Raw genomic sequence first — 16,539 nt, forward strand, 5'->3', positions numbered from 1 at the left:
CAAGGACGAAAATCAGGCCCTATGCCCGATTGCATCTTTTGCAAGATCGCGAAAGGCGACATACCGAGCGTCAAGGTCCACGAGGATGAGCACTCGTTCGCATTCCTCGACATCGACCCGCTCACGGTCGGGCACACGCTCGTCATACCGAAGAAACACTACGACAGGCTTGAAGCGATGCCGCAGACCGAATCGAATCGGCTCTGGGCGACCATCGCCAGACTCGTTCCAGCCGTCCAAGAAGGGGCGGGCGCCACGTCATCGAACATCGCCTTCAACAACGGTCCCGAGGCTGGCCAAGAGGTCGCCCACGTCCACTGCCATGTCATCCCGAGGCGGAAGGGGGATGGTGGCGGGCCGGTGCATGCGATCATACCGCAGGCCGCAAGACCGAAGGTGACGAAGGACGAGCTCGCAAAGACCGGAGAAGCGATCCGGACGAACATCCGTTGATGGGACCATCCGGGCCGGGGTCGACGGGGGCCGAGCCGGGACGCCTCGCTCGTTGCGGGAGACCTGGAATCGACTGGGACGCCCGGTCGCATCAAGCGTGCTTTCGACAAAGTGATGGTGATTTCACGGCTTTGACAAAGGCCGCCCGCGTCCGTAGCAATGTAGGCACGGCACGAGGTGGGCGGCCTTCAAGACCTTCGTGGCGGAAAGCTCGTCCTTGTAGTACACGCGTTTGTCTGGGGGCACATCGGGGAGGCGGCATGCGGGAGTGAGGCGGCCGATGTTATGGATCTCGCCTTTTACCAGGTCGCGGACGAACAGGCCCTTGGCCAGTTCCGAATCGCGGGTCGGCTCGAAGTCATCGTCGGCCATTTTCAACCCTGTACGGGTCCAGGAATGAAGGCCCATCGTTATCAAGGGAGGGGGGAAGGTTGAAGTCGTGGTCAGGCCCTTTCGCCCTTGTCCTCGACTCCTGCCGGGGAAGATGGGCGCCCGACCTCACTCCCCTGAAGCCAGAATGACGGGGAATTCTGGGCCGCCCGAAAACCGTTTTTCCAGCACTGGCGAACGCATTACGCTCCTGCCTCGCCCGTCTTGCACTAACTAATATAAACGGGAGGGTGGTAATCATCAGCCGTGGAAGATAGTTGGCTGGACCTCGTGGAGAAGCGCCTCGAGCGCGTCCTCGACAGGACGAACCGGGAGCGTGAGCTTCGAAAGGAGGTCGAATCGAAGGACAGGAAGACCGTCGACGAGGTCTTCGACCGGCCCACATTGTTGGCGCTCTACAAGCTCATCAGCAACGGCGTCGTCCACACCGTCGATTACCCGGTCTCGACCGGCAAGGAAGCTAACGTCTTCCACGCAACGGACGGAAAAGGCAAATCGATCGCCCTCAAGATATTCCGTGTCCACACGGCGACGACCCACGCCTACCTCACGTATCTCCAGGGCGATCCACGTTTCGACGGCGCCAACCGCGGCCGGCGGGACACCATTAACACCTGGGTGAAGAAGGAGTACAAGAACCTTCTAAGGATGGCCGACGCCGGGGTCCCGGTCCCGAAGGCGATCCACGCCATCGACAACGTACTCGTGATGGAATTCATCGGTTCCCACGGGACGCCCGCACCGATGATGCGAGAGGTGCGCCTACGCGACCCACAGAGGTCGTACAACCAGATAATCGCGAGTGTGCGCAAGATCGTGCGCACGGCCAATCTCGTGCACGGCGACCTCTCCGAATACAACATCCTCGTCAAGCAAAGCGCCGGCGCCGACAAGCTCTACGTGATAGACGTGGGGCAAGCGGTCCTCATCAGGCACCCGATGTCGAACGAACTTCTTGCCCGCGACCTCAAGAACCTCTCCCGGTACTTCAAGAAACTCGGTGTCGACGCCGACCCCGCGGTCGCGTTGAAGAAAGTGATGCCAAAACAAGGTTTTGCCCGGGAAGTGGTCGTAGCATGATGGCACCGACGGTGAAGTTTCCGTGCTACTTGTCGGATCGTGACATGGGACGTGCACCCACGTGACCGAGGATGTCGTCCGGATCCCGGTAAGGCGCATCGGTGTCCTCATCGGGAAGAACGGGGAGGTGAAGGCCGAGCTCGAAGCGCGCGCGGGCGTCGTCCTGGGGATAGATTCCGAGAGCGGCGACGTGACGGTGGAGGATTCGAAGGCGTACGACCCCGTGGTCGCGCTGAAAGTGAGGGACATCGTGAAGGCCATCGGGCGCGGCTTCTCGCCAGAGCACGCGTTCCGGCTCTTCCAGGACGAGACCTATTTCGACGTGATGGACGTGACGGATTACGTCGGAAAAAGCGACAAGCACATCAAGAGAGTGAGATCGAGGCTCATCGGCACGGGCGGGAAGACGCGCCACATCATCGAGGAGCTCTCCGGCGCCAACGTATCGATAATGGGCAACTCCGTGGCGTTACTCGGCGACATCATGGAAGTGCGGGTCGCTCGCGAGGCCGTCGAGATGCTCATGGAAGGCGCGCCGCATTCGACCGTCTACAAGTTCCTGGAGCGAAAGAGGAAAGAACTCCGGCTTTACGACCTTGGTATCCGTTACTAGGGAAGCTTGGAGTGGCAAGCGGGGCCACTCGTGACCTTGGCATTGGGACGCGGCTCGGGCCGCGACCTCATCATCAGCGTTGATCTTGCGGTAGATCGACCGTTGCGCCGTTCTTCACGCCAGGTGCTCTCAACATCGTCCCGGCGAAAAGCACGGCGAGGCCCGACGCGAACGCGACGAATACGCCGCTTCCCCGTTCGCATTTGAAGAAACCGCACGATTGGGCCGCGTCGGGTTCGAAGGCGAGTGAGAAGGCCAGGAGCGCGGTCGCTGCACCCAGGAGCATGAACGTCCGTCCACGGGCCCCACGTCCTGGGACGGACCAGAGCGCGACGTACCCCGCAATTGCGATCGGCGCAAGGAACACGGCGCTCGTGTCGTAGCCGTACACCGGGACCGCGGTGGATACGGCGCCCGTCTTGGTCATCCAAGGAAGAACGACCGAAAAAAGCATCGTGGGAAAGGCGACGGCAGCAAGCCAGTCGCCCGGCGGCATCCCATCCCTCGCTTCGAGCGAAGCCACCACTTGGAGACCCGATTGCACGTGCCGCACTTAACGGTTTGGGTGACACCCATGCTGGAGTCGAAGCCGGTCCGCTACGCGGGCGCGACCAGTCAACGTGCCCTTCTCGTGCGCTCATCGCGAGATGATGGCCCCGGTCGCCGACCCTGTCACTGCGTCGCCGAAGATCTTGGCGACGATGCGCGTCCTTTTCGGTTTGTGATCGCATAGCGTGTGATATGTTTCTCATTGATCGACCGCGACGTTGGAACTCGGCCTGGGAAGCGACAGGCGTCTTGATCCGTGAAAGTAACATCGGGTCATCGATGGTTTGCAGGCCGCAGTCCGTTTGGCGATCGACTTCGAGGATCGAACCGGGATTCGAAGATCGGCTGGCGACGGACGTGGGGCACAAGGAAGGTTGGATTTTCTAAAACGAATAAAATAGCAACCTTCTTATTGGCGGACCCCGCATTTCTCGCTGGGATGCACAGTGGTGAGCATAGAAGAGTGTGAACTACCCGGGGTCGGACACAAGTTCACGCTCGAAGAGACGCCCGGCGGTCAAAAGTTCGTCGTCATCTTGAGAAACGACGGCCGTCGAGAGCTGTACGAATTCCACGGGCCGGATGCGACACCCGTCTCGGTGACGATGAGCGAGGAGGAGGCCAAGCGGGTGGCCGTCGTGCTCCTTGGTGCATACTCGGTGCCCCACAGTGAACCCCGCCCGACGGTCGGCCTCGGGGAGAGCACCTTGTCTTGGTACGAGGTCCCGAAACTCGGGACGCATCCCCACACGGGCCACGACCGGCGGGGAGTTCCCGAAGCCAACGCTGGATCCGCGCCCCAACTTCTCAAGCAGCTATCGGACTGCGGGCTCCAACTGGTAGGCCTTGTCCGCGCCGGCGTCACTCTATCGCCGCCCGCGAAGGAAGCAGACATCCGCACCGGGGATCTCATGGTCGTCCTCGGGCCGCCGCGCGCACTCGACTCGTTCGCTAGAGGCTTGACGGGGAGCGCAAGATGATAGGCCTGGTCGAATTGGCGGTGGCGCTTGGCGGCATAGCCGTGGTGGCACTCCTAGCCGCGCGCTTCGGCCAATCGGCCATCCCTGCCTTCATACTCTGGGGGATCGCGTTCGGACCCTTCGGGTTCCGGATCGTCGACGCCGCCCACAACAGCGAGGGCCTCGCGCTCGTCTCGGAACTGGGGATAATCCTCCTCCTCTTCTACCTGGGGCTCGACTTCTCGATCAGCAGGTTCCTCAAAAGCGGGAAGAAGACATTCGAGAACGGGGCCGTCGACACTGTCCTGAACTTCACGCCGGGTTTCCTCATCGGTTGGATCTTCGGCCTTGGCCCCGTCGGGGCGATGTTCCTCGGCGCCATCGTCTATTGCACGAGCACCGGCATCGTCGCCAAGGTCATAACCGATCTTCGAAGGACCGCCAACCCCGAGACCGAGATAATACTCGGGCTCTCCATCTTCCAGGACCTCGTGATCGCCTTTCTCATCGTCGTCCTTTCCGGACTCGCGTTCGGAGGCCTCGATCCGGGTTCCGCGGGCGTCGCGATCGCCAAGTCGTTCGGATTCTGCATCGCGGTCATCCTCGCATCGCGCAGCCTCGCCGCCCCCATCCAGGCGTTTCTCAAACCGCGTTCCGAGGAGATCTTCGTCCTTCTCGTGATCGCCGCCACCGTGACTGGCGCCGCCCTCGCCCATCTCGCGGGGCTTTCGGCCGCGATCGGGGCATTCCTTACCGGATTGGTCTTTGCGGAGACGAACGTCGTCGGACGCATCAAGGCCAAGGTCGCCCCCATCAAGGACCTGTTCGTCGCCCTTCTCTTCTTCGTGTTCGGGCTCACGATCAACTTCTCATCCGTCGATTCGGTGATGCCGCTTCTTCTTTTCGTCATCCCGGCCGTGCTCATCACGAAATTCGCAACAGGCATCATCATCGGGCGCTGGAGGGGCCAGACGGAACGCGGTCAAGCCAACATCGGAACCTCGCTAATAGCCGTCGGCGAGCTCTCCATCGTGCTCGCGCAGGTCGCGGTCTCTGCCGGCTTTCCCCAGGAGATCGCCGTCTTCACCGCCATCTACGTGCTCGTCACGGCGCTCGTCGGCCCCATCATGATGACCCTCTCGCACCCAATCTCGGACCAACTCAAGTACACGACCGGGATAGGCCTTGCCGCCTCCGACATGATATTCAAGGCGCGGATGGCCTTCAACCGGCGCCCGGGTTGACGCTTTTCTTGGCTTTCGCCGTCGCGCTTCATGGATATCCGTTGTTCAACAACCCTTAGTATCGCGCAAGGCGGCGGCCTTCAGGGAAGGCGGGTCGCATAGGCGGCCTGCCGAAACCAAAGGTGTTGCCAGAATGCCGGACAAGTATGACGATAGCCCCAGCGCAAGCGTCGTGTCGAACGATTCGTTGCTTGAATGCTCTCTCAACGCGTGCGCGGAGGCTTGAACATGAAGCTTCTCAAAGCCTCCGTCGCGATTATGGCAATCCTGCTTTCCGCGCCCGCGTGGGCCGATAACGTCGACACGCAGGCGAGCGTTTCGAACCAAGCGCCGACGGTGGTCGAGGTCGCCTTGGTCGAAGATGACGACAGTGGCCTTCCTGGCGCACAGATCGCGCCCACGCCCGGTTCCTCGAGGACCCTTTCCATCAGAGCAAGGGCCCAAGACGGAAACGGTTGGAAGGACCTCGATTCGCTGTCCCTCGAGATCACGCGCCCGGACGGCACCGTCCTTGTAAATCTCGCGGCCACGCCGACGAGCGAGCACTCGGGTAGGACCCAGGTGTATTCCGCCTCGTTCAACATGGACTATTACGAGGCGCCCGGGATCTACACAATCACTTCGGACGTCTCCGACGGGCCAGGTTCCCATGGAGCCCATTCGGACTCGTTCACCTACCAGTCGCTCCTCGCGTTCGCCCTCGGTTCGAGTTCCATCAGCTTCTCGGCCGGGGCGCTCGATCCGGGAGCGACCAGTTCAGTCGCCTCCGTGAACGTCATGAACAAGGGGAACGTCAAGTTCGACACGCAGCTCTCTGGAACGGACCTAGGCGCGGTCGGCTTCGATGCGATGATCCCCGCCGACAAAGTCAAGTACAGCGCCGACTCCGCGATGGCCGGCGAGGTGGGCCTTTCTGGCGCACCCCGGACGGACGCGTCCTTCGACCTTGCCCCGGGCGCTGCGGCCGCAAGGAACGCCTACTTCGACGTCCACGTGCCGTCTGGTGACGACCAGTTCGTGCCTGCCGCGAACTACGTGGGCAGCATCACGATCGGTGCGGTCGCGAGCGCGTAACCTATCAGCCCCGACCCGACACGCGCCCCGGTCGTCGCCAGGCGGCGGCCGGGGCACCATTCCCCACCTCTTTTCGTTCCGCCTCGTCCCCCGGTCTCAAGCCGACTTTCGGAACGCATAGGCTCTAGTCCGTGCTACCATGTAGCAAGGCTTAATACCCCAACTTTCGGAACAAATGCTGGAGAGCGGCAGATTACAGTGACAATCTGCCGGGTTTGAGCAGGTGTTGCCGGATGAATGGAGAGGAGAACCACTACAATCACAAGGCCAGCGGAGCGGAGACCGATGAGCAAGCGGAACCGCGCCCGCCCTCGGATAACGAGTGTTCGATAAGCGTATTAGCCGCGAGGGCAGCAGAATACACGGGTGGAGCCAAAGCGATGCCAGCCAAGAAAGCCCGAACGGGAAAGAGCGCGAAGACCAAGCGGTTGAACGCGCTCGTCGGCGCCCTCGAACGCGAATTCAGGATGCAGGCCGACGACGCGAAGGCGATAGCCGAGATCGTCTCCGAACGCTTCGCCGAGGACGAGGAGGTCAACGACGACAACCTCGACGCGGAGATCCGATCCATCTTCTACACGCTCGAATCCAAGAAGCTCCTGTCCTTCCGCCGTGAGGAGTACCAGTGGGAGAACGGCGAGCACCGCCGCGCCTTCTATTGGAAGCTCCGGGACGAGGCACTCTTCGAGCACGAGGCGCCCGCGATGCCGCAGATGAACGATTCGGTCTACGACAGCCTCCCGGTCGACGCGTGGAAGCGCCCCGTGAGAGCCAGCTAAGACCCATACGTCTCAAGACCAACCTCCCATCGGGGGACGCGAAGTCCCCCTCCCTCTTTTCTCCGTTCGTTTCTCTCTACCCCGCCCGATCCACGGACGCGAGGTCGCGTCAGGCCTCCACGAGGAATAGAGACTAACGAGACGCCTCCTTCTTGGGCCGCCCGCTTCTGGCCACGCCCCCGTTTCCATCGCGCCGGCCCTCATCCACAATTCAATTTATAATGGCAACCCTCGTTCCAAGCCTCCATGCAGGCCGTTATCCTCGCTGGCGGGCTTGGGACGAGGATGCGCCCGCTGACGCTCACACGGCCGAAGGCGCTTCTTCCGGTCCTCAACAAGCCGGTGGTCGCGCACATCATCGACAAACTGCCGCGCGAGATCGACGAGGTCATCCTGGCGACCAACTACAAGACCGAGATGATCGAGGAGTTCTTCCTCGATGAGCCGTCCCGCATCCCCGTGCGGATAGTCACCGAACCCGAGCCGCTCGGGACGGGGGGAGCCGTCAAGAACTGCCGTGACCACCTCAAAGGCCCCACACTCGTCCTTAACTGCGACATCCTCGACTCGCTCGATCTCACCAAGTTCATTCGTTACCACCGTGAGAAGCGGGGAGCCGCGACGATCTCGCTCTGGGCCGTGGAGGATCCAAGCCACTACGGGGCCGTGTCCTACTCGAACGGGAGGATCGACAGGTTCGTGGAGAAACCGGCCCCGGGCGAAGCGCCGAGCAACCTCGTGAACGCCGGCACGTACCTCCTCGAACCCAGTGTGCTCGACTACATACCGGAAGGGAAGATGGTGTCGCTCGAACGCGAGGTGTACCCGAGGATCATCGCCGACGGGAAGGGGCTCTTCGGCTTTCCGTTCACCGGGCACTGGCTCGACGCCGGGCGCCTCGACTCTTACCTCGCCACCCACGCTAGCCTCCTAGGCGAACGCGGCATCGTGGTCGGCCATTCCGTGAAGATGGACCAGGCCCGCGCCAAACCGTGGGCCGCCATCGGGGCCAAGACGAGGCTTGGCCGCGGCTCCGAGGTCGAGAAGTCCGTGATATTCCCCCGCTGCCAGGTCGGCGAAGGCGTTTCCATAACGGGCTCGATCCTTGGGGAATCATGCTCCATAGGTGACGGTGCCGTCGTACAGGACTCCGTTCTCGGCGACGGCGTCGTCGTCAAGGCGAAAACGGTCTTGAAGAAGGCCACGTTGCAGCCAGGGGAGTCGAGGTGATGGGCCGGCTCTTCGGGACCAATGGGGTGCGAGGCCTCGCGAATGTCGAGATCACGCCCGAATTGGCGCTTGCCGTCGGCCGGTCCTTCGGCACGTATGTGATGGCCCAATGGCCTCCGAGGCCCGCGAAAGGCGGCGAAAATGGGCCCGTGACGGCGGCGCCGCGCGTTCTCGTGGGCTGCGACACGAGGACCACGAACGAGATGCTCAAGGCGGCGGCCATATCCGGCTTACTCTCTACTGGCTGCGCGGTCGAGGATTGCGGCGTCGTGCCCACCCCAGCGCTCCAGTATGCGGTGAAGTCCTTTGGCTTCGCCGGGGGGCTCATCATCACCGCGAGCCACAACCCGCCCGAGTTCAACGGCATCAAGATCATGGATTCGGACGGCTCGGAGATGCCGCGCGACAAGGAGGCGCTCGTCGAGGACGCGTATTTCTCGAAGAAATTCAACGAGGCGCATTGGAAGAGCATTCGCACGGACATGGCATTACCGGGCGTGAACGCGCACTACGTGAACGGCGTCATCGGCCAAGTGGATGCGAAGGCGATACGCGAGCGCGCATTCACCGTCGTCTTGGACACGAGTAACGGAGCCGGTTCCTTGACCGCCCCCTTGGTACTCACGGGACTTGGTTGCCGGGTCGTGACATTGAACGCGCAACCTGACGGCACTTTCCCCGGCCACCCGAGCGAGCCCACGCCCGAGAACGTGGCCGACCTCATCTCCACCGTCAAGGCCGTTGGGGCCGACCTCGGCGTCGTCCAGGACGGGGACGCGGATCGCGCCATATTCGTCGACGAGAAGGGCGCTTACGTCATGGGAGACCGGACGCTCGCGCTCATGGCCGGTTACGTCGTGAAGGCGAAGAAGGGTGGCGTCGTCGTGACGCCTGTCTCCTCCTCATCCGGCGTCGAGGACGTGGTGAAGGCCAACAAGGGCCGCATCGAGTACACGGCCGTCGGAAGCCCCGTCGTCGCCAAACGCATGAAAGAGGTGAAAGCGGTCTTCGGCGGAGAGGAGAATGGCGGCCTCATCTTCCCGGAGCACCAGCACTGCCGCGACGGCTCGATGAGCATGGCGAAGATGCTGGAACTACTCGCGAAGGAAAAGAAGCCGCTTTCGCAACTCATCGCGGCCACACCCCGATATTCGCTTTACAAGACCAAGCTCCAATGCCCCGACGCCAAGAAAGAGAAGGCGATCAAGGCCTACCTCGCGGCGAACAAGGGAACGAAGGTGGACGCGACCGACGGCGCGAAGGTCTACTTCGACGAAGGATGGGTCCTGGTGAGGCCGAGCGGGACCGAGCCGCTCTTCAGGGTGTTCGCGGAGGCGAAGACGGATGAGGCGGCGAAGAGGTTGGGGGAGACGGAGAGGGAGAGGATCGAAGCCATCATTGGAGAAGCCTAGAGGCGGCTGGAGAACCTCTCCAGGTCACTTGCGTGTCCATGCCATGGACGTCGCCCGACTACGGTCCGGCATCACCGTTCGCGGTCGTCAGCCACGGGTCGAACAAGGGCGGTTGTCCGCCTGGGTTGTCTAAGAGTGCGTCCCCCGTTCCGCTTCCCGCTCCGCTCGGGCCTGAGGCGTCGCCCCACCAGTTGCCCCGGAGATCGATTTCCAAAGTCGAACATGCGCAGGCACCGTAGTTCAAGTTGTCGAAGATGTTGTTCCCACTGTAATCCACGCCTTGGCGGCCAGCAAAGAGGCCGCCGCCGGAGTTGTTAGAAATGACGTTATCCGTGACGCTACCGGCAGAGCCCGTGAAGTAGATGCCGACGCCCGTGTTGTTCGTGACGAGGTTGTGGCTGATGGTGACGTTGGGGTAGGAGCCGCCGATTGAGAAGCCGGCGGCGGTTGTCCCGCTCACCGTGTTTCCACTCAAGAGGACGTTCGCCCCAATAACACTGATCCCCACCTGTCCGCCAGCGATGCCATTGCCGATGATGTCAACGTTTGAGCTGCCCATGAAAACGGCAATCCCAGTATCGTCGGTCGAGATGGAGTTGGTTTCAACCACAATGCCGGTGCTTCCAGAAACCAGCACACTGCCGGTCAAGGAATTGTCCATGACTCGTAGGTTCTGCGCGTTTTCAATTCTTAGAGCGTTGGCGAATCCAATGGGTATCGTGTTGTTTCTTACGAGGACGTGGCTAGTCGTACCGCGGATCACGATTGCGTCGGAGCTGATGAGCGCGTCATAGACAGGATTCGGCTCGATAAACCATCCCTCGATGACGTACGGGTTCGATGCGGTTCCACAACCTGAGACCACGCCGCTGGCAAGATTCGGAACGCAACCGACCCCGAGCATGGCATTGTTCGTGATGAAAATAGGTGGCCGCGACTGTTGGCCGGGCCCGAGCGGGTTTTCCGCGCTGACCCCCACGGGAATCAAGACGACGCAGATTATTGCCAAAACCACGACTTGACCTGACATACCCTTGAGCATCAGAGTAGGTGCGGCTGTTTAAGTGTTTTTTCGATACATTCTATTCCTTTCAGCATCCAGTATATGAACTCGCAGGGGTTTGCGTTTCCGGGGAGAGGTTGAGGCGCGATAGACTCCGCGCCGTGTTCTTGCTGGTCGTGCTGCTCATGTCGAGCTGGCCCGCGCCTGTGGACCGTTGGCAGCCTGTAGGTAGCGCGGTCGCCTCGCACTCGAATTTTGATTTCGGCAACGTCACGATCGAGCCGTCGAGTCCCAACTCTTCACAGGACGTCGTCGTGAAGATCACTTGCAATCCATGCACGAAGGTTCTCCTGCTCGCCGAACGCGGCGCAGATACGCTCGCGGAGGTCGAGATGTCTCCGATCACTCCGATCGTGAATGGGCTCACCCACGAGTTCATCAAGATCAACGCGTCGGACCTAAGATTCGGCGATGTGATTCGATTGACGCTTACGGGCGAGTTTGGTCTCGAGGACCACGTACTCTATCACAATTTCACCATCGCCAACAGCCACCCGGTCGCTTCGAGCCAGTTTTGGACGAAGAACAATCTCAAACCAGGCGACCAGGCGTTTTGGACGGGCGGCCCTGGGATCGTGACGTACCGGCTGCGGAACACTGATCTCTTGAACATGAGCGGCGACGTTTCCGTGTTCAACTTTTACGACAAGGAGGCGGATCCGCTTATCGGCTTTCCGAATGTCACGACGAGCGAAACGGACTATCAGAGTCTAACCTTCAATTGGACTACGACGAACACCACGCTCAACGACATCGCCAGCTCGATCAACAACACCCGTTCCTTCCGCGGCATCGGCAATTACAGCGTCAGGGTGAACGTTTCGGATGGTCTCAATTTCACGTTGGGGGATTCGCGGGTCCAGGTCGTGAATTACGTTCCCTGGCTCCCCTTCGCCGAGGCACGTCGGATGCCGGCATCGAACTCGCCGACTTCTACGGATCCGAATGCCACGGTCGCCAACACGACCGTGGTCCGGGTCACGGTGAAGTGGCGTGACGATGACTCGAGCACGAGCGCGGATCGGGTCTACCTGGACTTCTACAACATGACCGCGGACACGACAATCGCGAACCCGAACGCGTCACGCGAAGTAAGCCAAGGACCCATCGGAGCGACCACATCCACTTTCGAACTTGACGCGTCCAGTTTCGTAAGCAAACTCATGAAGATCTGCATCCGAGACGTCGTCAACGATCTCAACGTAGGCGGAGCGCCGCTTCCCGGCGCCGGGACCGTTCTCGACGGTTACGGAAACATCTGTCTGAACGTGGACGTCATCGAGAACTTCGCCCCACTGGACCTGCGCGGCGTTCGCATAATGCACGTGATCCACGGGACTGCCCCGTCCTCGACGATGGGGAACGTCACCCACCTTTGGCGAAACGTGTCCGCCGCGGCCGACACGCCCGAAGGGACCAACCAGACGATTCTCGAGTTGCGCAAGATCCTCCAGGAAGCGATGGAACTCCGGCCGCGCATCGTCGCAATCGAGGGCAGCGGGTTCCCGCTCACGCCCGAGATTGAAGCGGACCTGGCGCTCCTACGCGACTATGGCACCCTCGTAATCGCTCCCGTTGACTCAATAGGCTTTGGCGCGTCCCAATACTTCACCGCCGGCGGCATCGGATCAAGCAGATACGTCATTGGCGTGGCCGCGGCCAACCAATCGGGAAACGGCGCGGCCACGGGTGTCCCCGCAGGGCCTACGTACTCATTGGCCCCTAAGCCGGATTTCCTGGTCGCGCTTCCCAGCGCAGCGGGATCGGACGTTCAAGCCGTCAAGAATGTGACGGACCTCGCAGCCCTGCTGATGCTCAAAGGCATCACCGACCCCTTCATCGTAGAAGAATACCTCCGCGCCCTCGCGGTTCCCGCTTGGAACGGCGTGGACACCGTTGAAAACGCGTGGCGCCAAGGGCATGGCGTGCTTAACACGACGCAGATCCTCGGGTGGACGCCGAACGCGACGTTCAGCCCCGAAAACGCTAGCGCCATACCAGGGCACCCCGCGTGGGCAAGCACGTCGCGATTGAACCACATCCTGGACCTTGCCCCCGTCGCGCTGACGTCCATGATCGACTTCGGCGTCACCAACAACGCGACCAGCGTAACCAGCAGCTTCAAGGTCGCAAATCCGTCCATGGCGTTGCCAAGTCTCCTCGACCAACTCATGGGCTCCCCCCGCACACTCCTCGAAGATGGTGAATTCTCCACCTCAATCCCGGGCTCGGCAAAGACCGTCAGGATCAACACGACCTTCTATTATTACCCCGAATCCTTCGTGAATAATGCGAGCGAGGCGATCCGCCGACTGGGCCACGAGACCGCTTTGAACGTTCTCCAGAACTCGTGGGACTCCACGGCCGCAACACCCGGAAGTCTCCCAGCTAGTACCAGCGTCGCGGCAGACGTTGACGATTCCCTGGGAAGCGTCACTCGCCCTACGAAGGCGTACTACTTCGTGCCCGAGGAGACGGTGAACGTGAGTGGAAGCTTTGCCGTCGCCCCGACATTTCCCCACCTCGATCCCTTGCTGGAACTTGCGGAGATCGCGGCGAATCGGAGCCAGGAGATATTCTACCATCCCCCCGTGGGTATGACGACGCCGCAATTGAACGAGATTGCGGCGCATCGGGCGGCGATCCTCGCTGCCCGAGCGAATATGACCACGACGACCAAGCCCGGGGGCGTGGCGGAGAGTCTCACGTGGGTCCGATCCCACGTCCAAGGTGTGCTAAAGATGGTGCCCGTGGACCCGATTCTGAAGCCACTGAACGAGACGACAACGAAGTACCAGGATCAACTCGATGCGATCCTTGACGCGTCGATCGGGAGCGTCATACCGACGACCGGGATGGCAAACATCGTTCTAGAGACCGATGCGTCACGCACTTGGGATTCGCCACTTGGTTACTACTTCGGCGTTGTACGCGTGATCACGGACGATGTTTGCGATTACAGCACCGGCACGGGGGTCGACACCTCATGCCGTCGGGTGGTCAACACTGTCCCGACTGGCCTCTACCTGACGCGGGACGTGAACATCACGACGCGGTATCGAGACGGCGTTGCCATCCCGGATGCACTCGTCGAACACTTCATGCTGGAGACCTCGAAAGAGGATCATCACAATTGCGACGGCGTTGTGATGTCGCCCAGAGCGAGCCTGGACGCGGAATTGGCCGGTAACAACCTGCGTCTCCAGACCGTGTGGCGAAACAACACGGGACCGGATGGGAACACGACCATGCACGCCGTTTTCCCCGGCCTTTGGTGCAGTCACTTCTACTACGAATTCCCCCTGGACTTCATGAGCAACGGAACGGACGCGTTGAGTGGCGCCGCGTTCAACGTCACCGAAGTCGCGAACATGAGTGAGGCGAGTCCACAAGATTGGGGCGTGATAGGTCTTCCGAGTGCGGGGAATTATTCCAATTGGCTGAACCTCTGGGGCCTTAGGGGGCGCATCATGGGTCTTGGCTCATTGGAAGCGGATGCGCCTGGGATCCCTCCCGTGCCGCCGGTCCGATTTTTCGAAGATGGCGAAGTCACCGATGCTGCGGAGCACTTGAACGAGTACACCGTGGTGCTTTCGAACGAGGAATTGGATTGGACTCGCGATGGGTTATGCAATCTCACGACGGCGTACAATGAATTGTTCGACGCGGACTTCGATCAAACGGTCTTGGATGATCATTTGGGCGAGTGCGACGCGCCAGTCGGTTCTTTCCAGTGGCGGACGCGTTTCACGTTGCACGAAGGCTTCGTCACGACGTCTCGCGTGCGGGATAATGTCGCGGGGACCGAGTGGTCGCACACGTCGATTCCCGAGGTTCCCGCCGCGCCGTTGCCGGTGCTTGAGCCCAATTGGAGCTTTGTCGGGTCTAATGAATCCTTCACGGCAACGAACGGGCCTTTGACTAATCTCACGGCGTACGGTGCCGCGTGGTACGATTTCGAGCTTCCAGAGAACGAGAACGTCCAGATCTCCACGAGCTTCCAATTCAGGTACGAGGGCGTGAAAGGATTCTACATTATCGCGCTTGGGGAGGATGGACGCGCTTTGTTGAACGATACGATGGCGTTGCTCGTCGGGTCTTTGCCCGCCTCGATCGGGGAGCCTTTGAATTATTTCCACAATCCATTGGTTCGAGTTATGCCGTTCAGCAGCGCGCCGAGTCTTCACCTCGTGTCCGGCAACACGAATTACTTTGAGACGAACGTGAGCCTTGAGAACAATTCCACGCGAGGGAACATGACGACTTATTCGGAGTGGGCGACGCGGGCTTGGTTGCCGACGAATGGGACCGTCATGTTCATGTATTGGCGCGAGAGCCTCCTCTCACCGGCGCTCGTGCGGGTGAAAGATTACAACATGCGCATAATCACGTACCTCGGCAAGGAACCGGGTATTTCCGCGACGTATGACAAGTCGTTGGGGAACCGGATCGAGAATTGGAACGTGAACCCGAAGGCCGAGGGGTGGGACGTGTTCGTCCCGACTAGTAAGAGGGTCACGGGGATCAACGTCAGTTGGAGCGACCCCTCGCCGGGCTTCACGCTCCTCAATTCCACCATGTTCGTTGATAGTGCGGATATTCCTTCGCCATCAGTGAACGTGACGCATTTGGGATTCGATGATCACCTCGTGATGCTTCCGAGTACTGTGAAAAACATTTCCCGGTTAATGGGCCCGGATGGACCGTTGAGGGTGGATAATGGGACTTGGTTGTACCTCGGCAGGGCGGGAAATCCCGGTGCGCCTGATTATTTGGAGCAGCGGTGGCGATTGTTGGCCGCGGATGGAGCGGGTGCGGTCGACCCGGTTGTTGCGTCGCTTGACGACCCGTTGGGATCGGGTTTGGCTCGCTCAATCTGTTTCGAGTGTCAGGATGACGTGTTGGATGCGTATTTGCCGTCTTGGCGGGTTTACTCGCCGATTCCCTATACTCTGAGTTTTGGCGATATAGTTCACGATGGTATTTGGTTGAACACGAGTTTCAATAAGGCCCACAATTCCACGTTGACGTGGGACGAGTATTTTGGGTCGCCAGCGTGGACGACGACCTTGGCTGTTCCTTTGGCGCCGGTGGATCACTTCGTGAATCACGGGATCAGTGGGAACTATAGTGTGGAGGCGCGGGGGATCGTTATCGCGTCGTGTCTGCCGTATTGGGATTTCTTGGATCCTGGGCACCATGTCGGCGATGGTCAGTGGAGTACGGGTTGTTCTGGTGCGACTCATGGGTGGGCGCGTGTGGGGGTGAATTTCACGTTGGCGTTTCTTGGGGGGTCGGTGGTGCAACGGTTTGATTTCGGGTCTTTCAGTCTCGAGTTGAAGGATTGGGGGTGGAGTTCTCAGGAGGATGACGTCCCGGATCGCGTGCGGGTCTGTCGGGACTCGATGTGCGAGGAGGAGGAAGTGGATCGGTGTCCGGGTACGAATGAGGCGTATGCGGGTAGCCTCGGGTGCATGTTGGACATGGCGCCGCCTGATGGGTTTGTGAAGGTCGAGTATTACACGATCAATCATCCGAAAGGGGATTTGACATTGCCGCATCGGATCTTCAGGTGGGACCCATTGTGGGTGCATGGGATGTTCACACCGCATTACGTGGAGATCTTCCACAGCACGTATCATTGCGACATACCAGCCCCACCCGGCGGATGCCCACAAGAGTAAGCGTCAAGA

13 protein-coding genes are annotated in these 16,539 nt (G+C 60.6%); 10 read left to right on the forward strand and 3 right to left on the reverse strand.

Translation table 11 applies throughout. The features are described from left to right. Positions 1 to 21: 21 nt before the first annotated feature. The gene (locus HY556_05420) at positions 22 to 453 is read left to right on the forward strand and encodes an HIT family protein (protein MBI4393221.1); all 432 of its coding nucleotides are present in this window, start codon (positions 22 to 24) and stop codon (positions 451 to 453) included. A 123-nt stretch (positions 454 to 576) separates the two neighbouring features. Here HY556_05420 and HY556_05425 read toward each other — a convergent pair whose 3' ends face one another. After that, positions 577 to 825 carry a hypothetical protein gene (locus tag HY556_05425; protein ID MBI4393222.1) on the reverse strand — a complete coding sequence of 83 codons (249 nt, stop codon included), beginning with the start codon at positions 823 to 825 and terminating at the stop codon, positions 577 to 579. A 288-nt stretch (positions 826 to 1,113) separates the two neighbouring features. On the opposite strand from HY556_05425, the gene HY556_05430 reads away from it, so the two are divergent. Next, a complete protein-coding gene (locus tag HY556_05430; GenBank protein MBI4393223.1) occupies positions 1,114 to 1,923 on the forward strand; it encodes a serine protein kinase RIO in 810 nt (269 codons plus the stop codon). Positions 1,924 to 1,984: 61 nt separating this feature from the next. Then, positions 1,985 to 2,536 (forward strand): RNA-processing protein, encoded by a 552-nt coding sequence (locus tag HY556_05435; protein MBI4393224.1) that lies wholly within the window; start codon positions 1,985 to 1,987, stop codon positions 2,534 to 2,536. A 73-nt stretch (positions 2,537 to 2,609) separates the two neighbouring features. Here the strand turns inward: HY556_05435 and HY556_05440 are convergent, their stop codons facing one another. Beyond that, positions 2,610 to 3,059 (reverse strand): hypothetical protein, encoded by a 450-nt coding sequence (locus HY556_05440; protein ID MBI4393225.1) that lies wholly within the window; start codon positions 3,057 to 3,059, stop codon positions 2,610 to 2,612. Positions 3,060 to 3,534: 475 nt separating this feature from the next. On the opposite strand from HY556_05440, the gene HY556_05445 reads away from it, so the two are divergent. The 6 genes from HY556_05445 to glmM all read left to right on the forward strand — a co-directional run bounded on the left by HY556_05445 (position 3,535) and on the right by glmM (position 9,783). Further along, on the forward strand, positions 3,535 to 4,065 hold the full coding sequence (locus HY556_05445) for a hypothetical protein (GenBank protein MBI4393226.1): 531 nt from the start codon (positions 3,535 to 3,537) through the stop codon (positions 4,063 to 4,065). Beyond that, positions 4,062 to 5,288 (forward strand): cation:proton antiporter, encoded by a 1,227-nt coding sequence (locus tag HY556_05450; protein MBI4393227.1) that lies wholly within the window; start codon positions 4,062 to 4,064, stop codon positions 5,286 to 5,288. The genes HY556_05445 and HY556_05450 overlap by 4 nt, the downstream gene beginning before the upstream one ends. A gap of 228 nt (positions 5,289 to 5,516) precedes the next feature. Continuing rightward, the gene (locus tag HY556_05455; GenBank protein MBI4393228.1) at positions 5,517 to 6,362 is read left to right on the forward strand and encodes a hypothetical protein; all 846 of its coding nucleotides are present in this window, start codon (positions 5,517 to 5,519) and stop codon (positions 6,360 to 6,362) included. A 380-nt stretch (positions 6,363 to 6,742) separates the two neighbouring features. After that, entirely contained in the window at positions 6,743 to 7,141 is a 399-nt protein-coding gene (locus tag HY556_05460) for a hypothetical protein (GenBank protein MBI4393229.1), read from the forward strand. A 246-nt stretch (positions 7,142 to 7,387) separates the two neighbouring features. Continuing rightward, on the forward strand, positions 7,388 to 8,371 hold the full coding sequence (locus HY556_05465; protein MBI4393230.1) for an NDP-sugar synthase: 984 nt from the start codon (positions 7,388 to 7,390) through the stop codon (positions 8,369 to 8,371). After that, positions 8,371 to 9,783 carry a phosphoglucosamine mutase gene (gene glmM / locus HY556_05470; GenBank protein MBI4393231.1) on the forward strand — a complete coding sequence of 471 codons (1,413 nt, stop codon included), beginning with the start codon at positions 8,371 to 8,373 and terminating at the stop codon, positions 9,781 to 9,783. Before HY556_05465 ends, glmM begins: the two co-directional genes overlap by 1 nt. A gap of 58 nt (positions 9,784 to 9,841) precedes the next feature. Here the strand turns inward: glmM and HY556_05475 are convergent, their stop codons facing one another. After that, on the reverse strand, positions 9,842 to 10,813 hold the full coding sequence (locus tag HY556_05475) for a right-handed parallel beta-helix repeat-containing protein (GenBank protein ID MBI4393232.1): 972 nt from the start codon (positions 10,811 to 10,813) through the stop codon (positions 9,842 to 9,844). A 110-nt stretch (positions 10,814 to 10,923) separates the two neighbouring features. Between HY556_05475 and HY556_05480 the strand changes: the two genes are divergently transcribed. Then, positions 10,924 to 16,530, forward strand: a complete 5,607-nt coding sequence (locus HY556_05480; protein ID MBI4393233.1) for a hypothetical protein — start codon at positions 10,924 to 10,926, stop codon at positions 16,528 to 16,530. Positions 16,531 to 16,539: the final 9 nt, after the last annotated feature.

It is taken from the genome of Euryarchaeota archaeon, assembly GCA_016207515.1.
Classification (GTDB): Archaea; Thermoplasmatota; SW-10-69-26; order JACQPN01; family JACQPN01; genus JACQPN01.

Excerpts from the sequence above, each read along its gene's own strand:
- HY556_05420 (MBI4393221.1), top strand. The coding sequence starts at position 22 with ATGCCCGATTGCATCTTTTGCAAGATCGCGAAAGGCGACATACCGAGC.
- HY556_05425 (MBI4393222.1), bottom strand. The coding sequence starts at position 825 with ATGGCCGACGATGACTTCGAGCCGACCCGCGATTCGGAACTGGCCAAG.
- HY556_05450 (MBI4393227.1), top strand. The coding sequence starts at position 4,062 with ATGATAGGCCTGGTCGAATTGGCGGTGGCGCTTGGCGGCATAGCCGTG.
- HY556_05455 (MBI4393228.1), top strand. The coding sequence starts at position 5,517 with ATGAAGCTTCTCAAAGCCTCCGTCGCGATTATGGCAATCCTGCTTTCC.
- HY556_05460 (MBI4393229.1), top strand. The coding sequence starts at position 6,743 with ATGCCAGCCAAGAAAGCCCGAACGGGAAAGAGCGCGAAGACCAAGCGG.
- HY556_05465 (MBI4393230.1), top strand. The coding sequence starts at position 7,388 with ATGCAGGCCGTTATCCTCGCTGGCGGGCTTGGGACGAGGATGCGCCCG.
- glmM (MBI4393231.1), top strand. The coding sequence starts at position 8,371 with ATGGGCCGGCTCTTCGGGACCAATGGGGTGCGAGGCCTCGCGAATGTC.
- HY556_05475 (MBI4393232.1), bottom strand. The coding sequence starts at position 10,813 with ATGTCAGGTCAAGTCGTGGTTTTGGCAATAATCTGCGTCGTCTTGATT.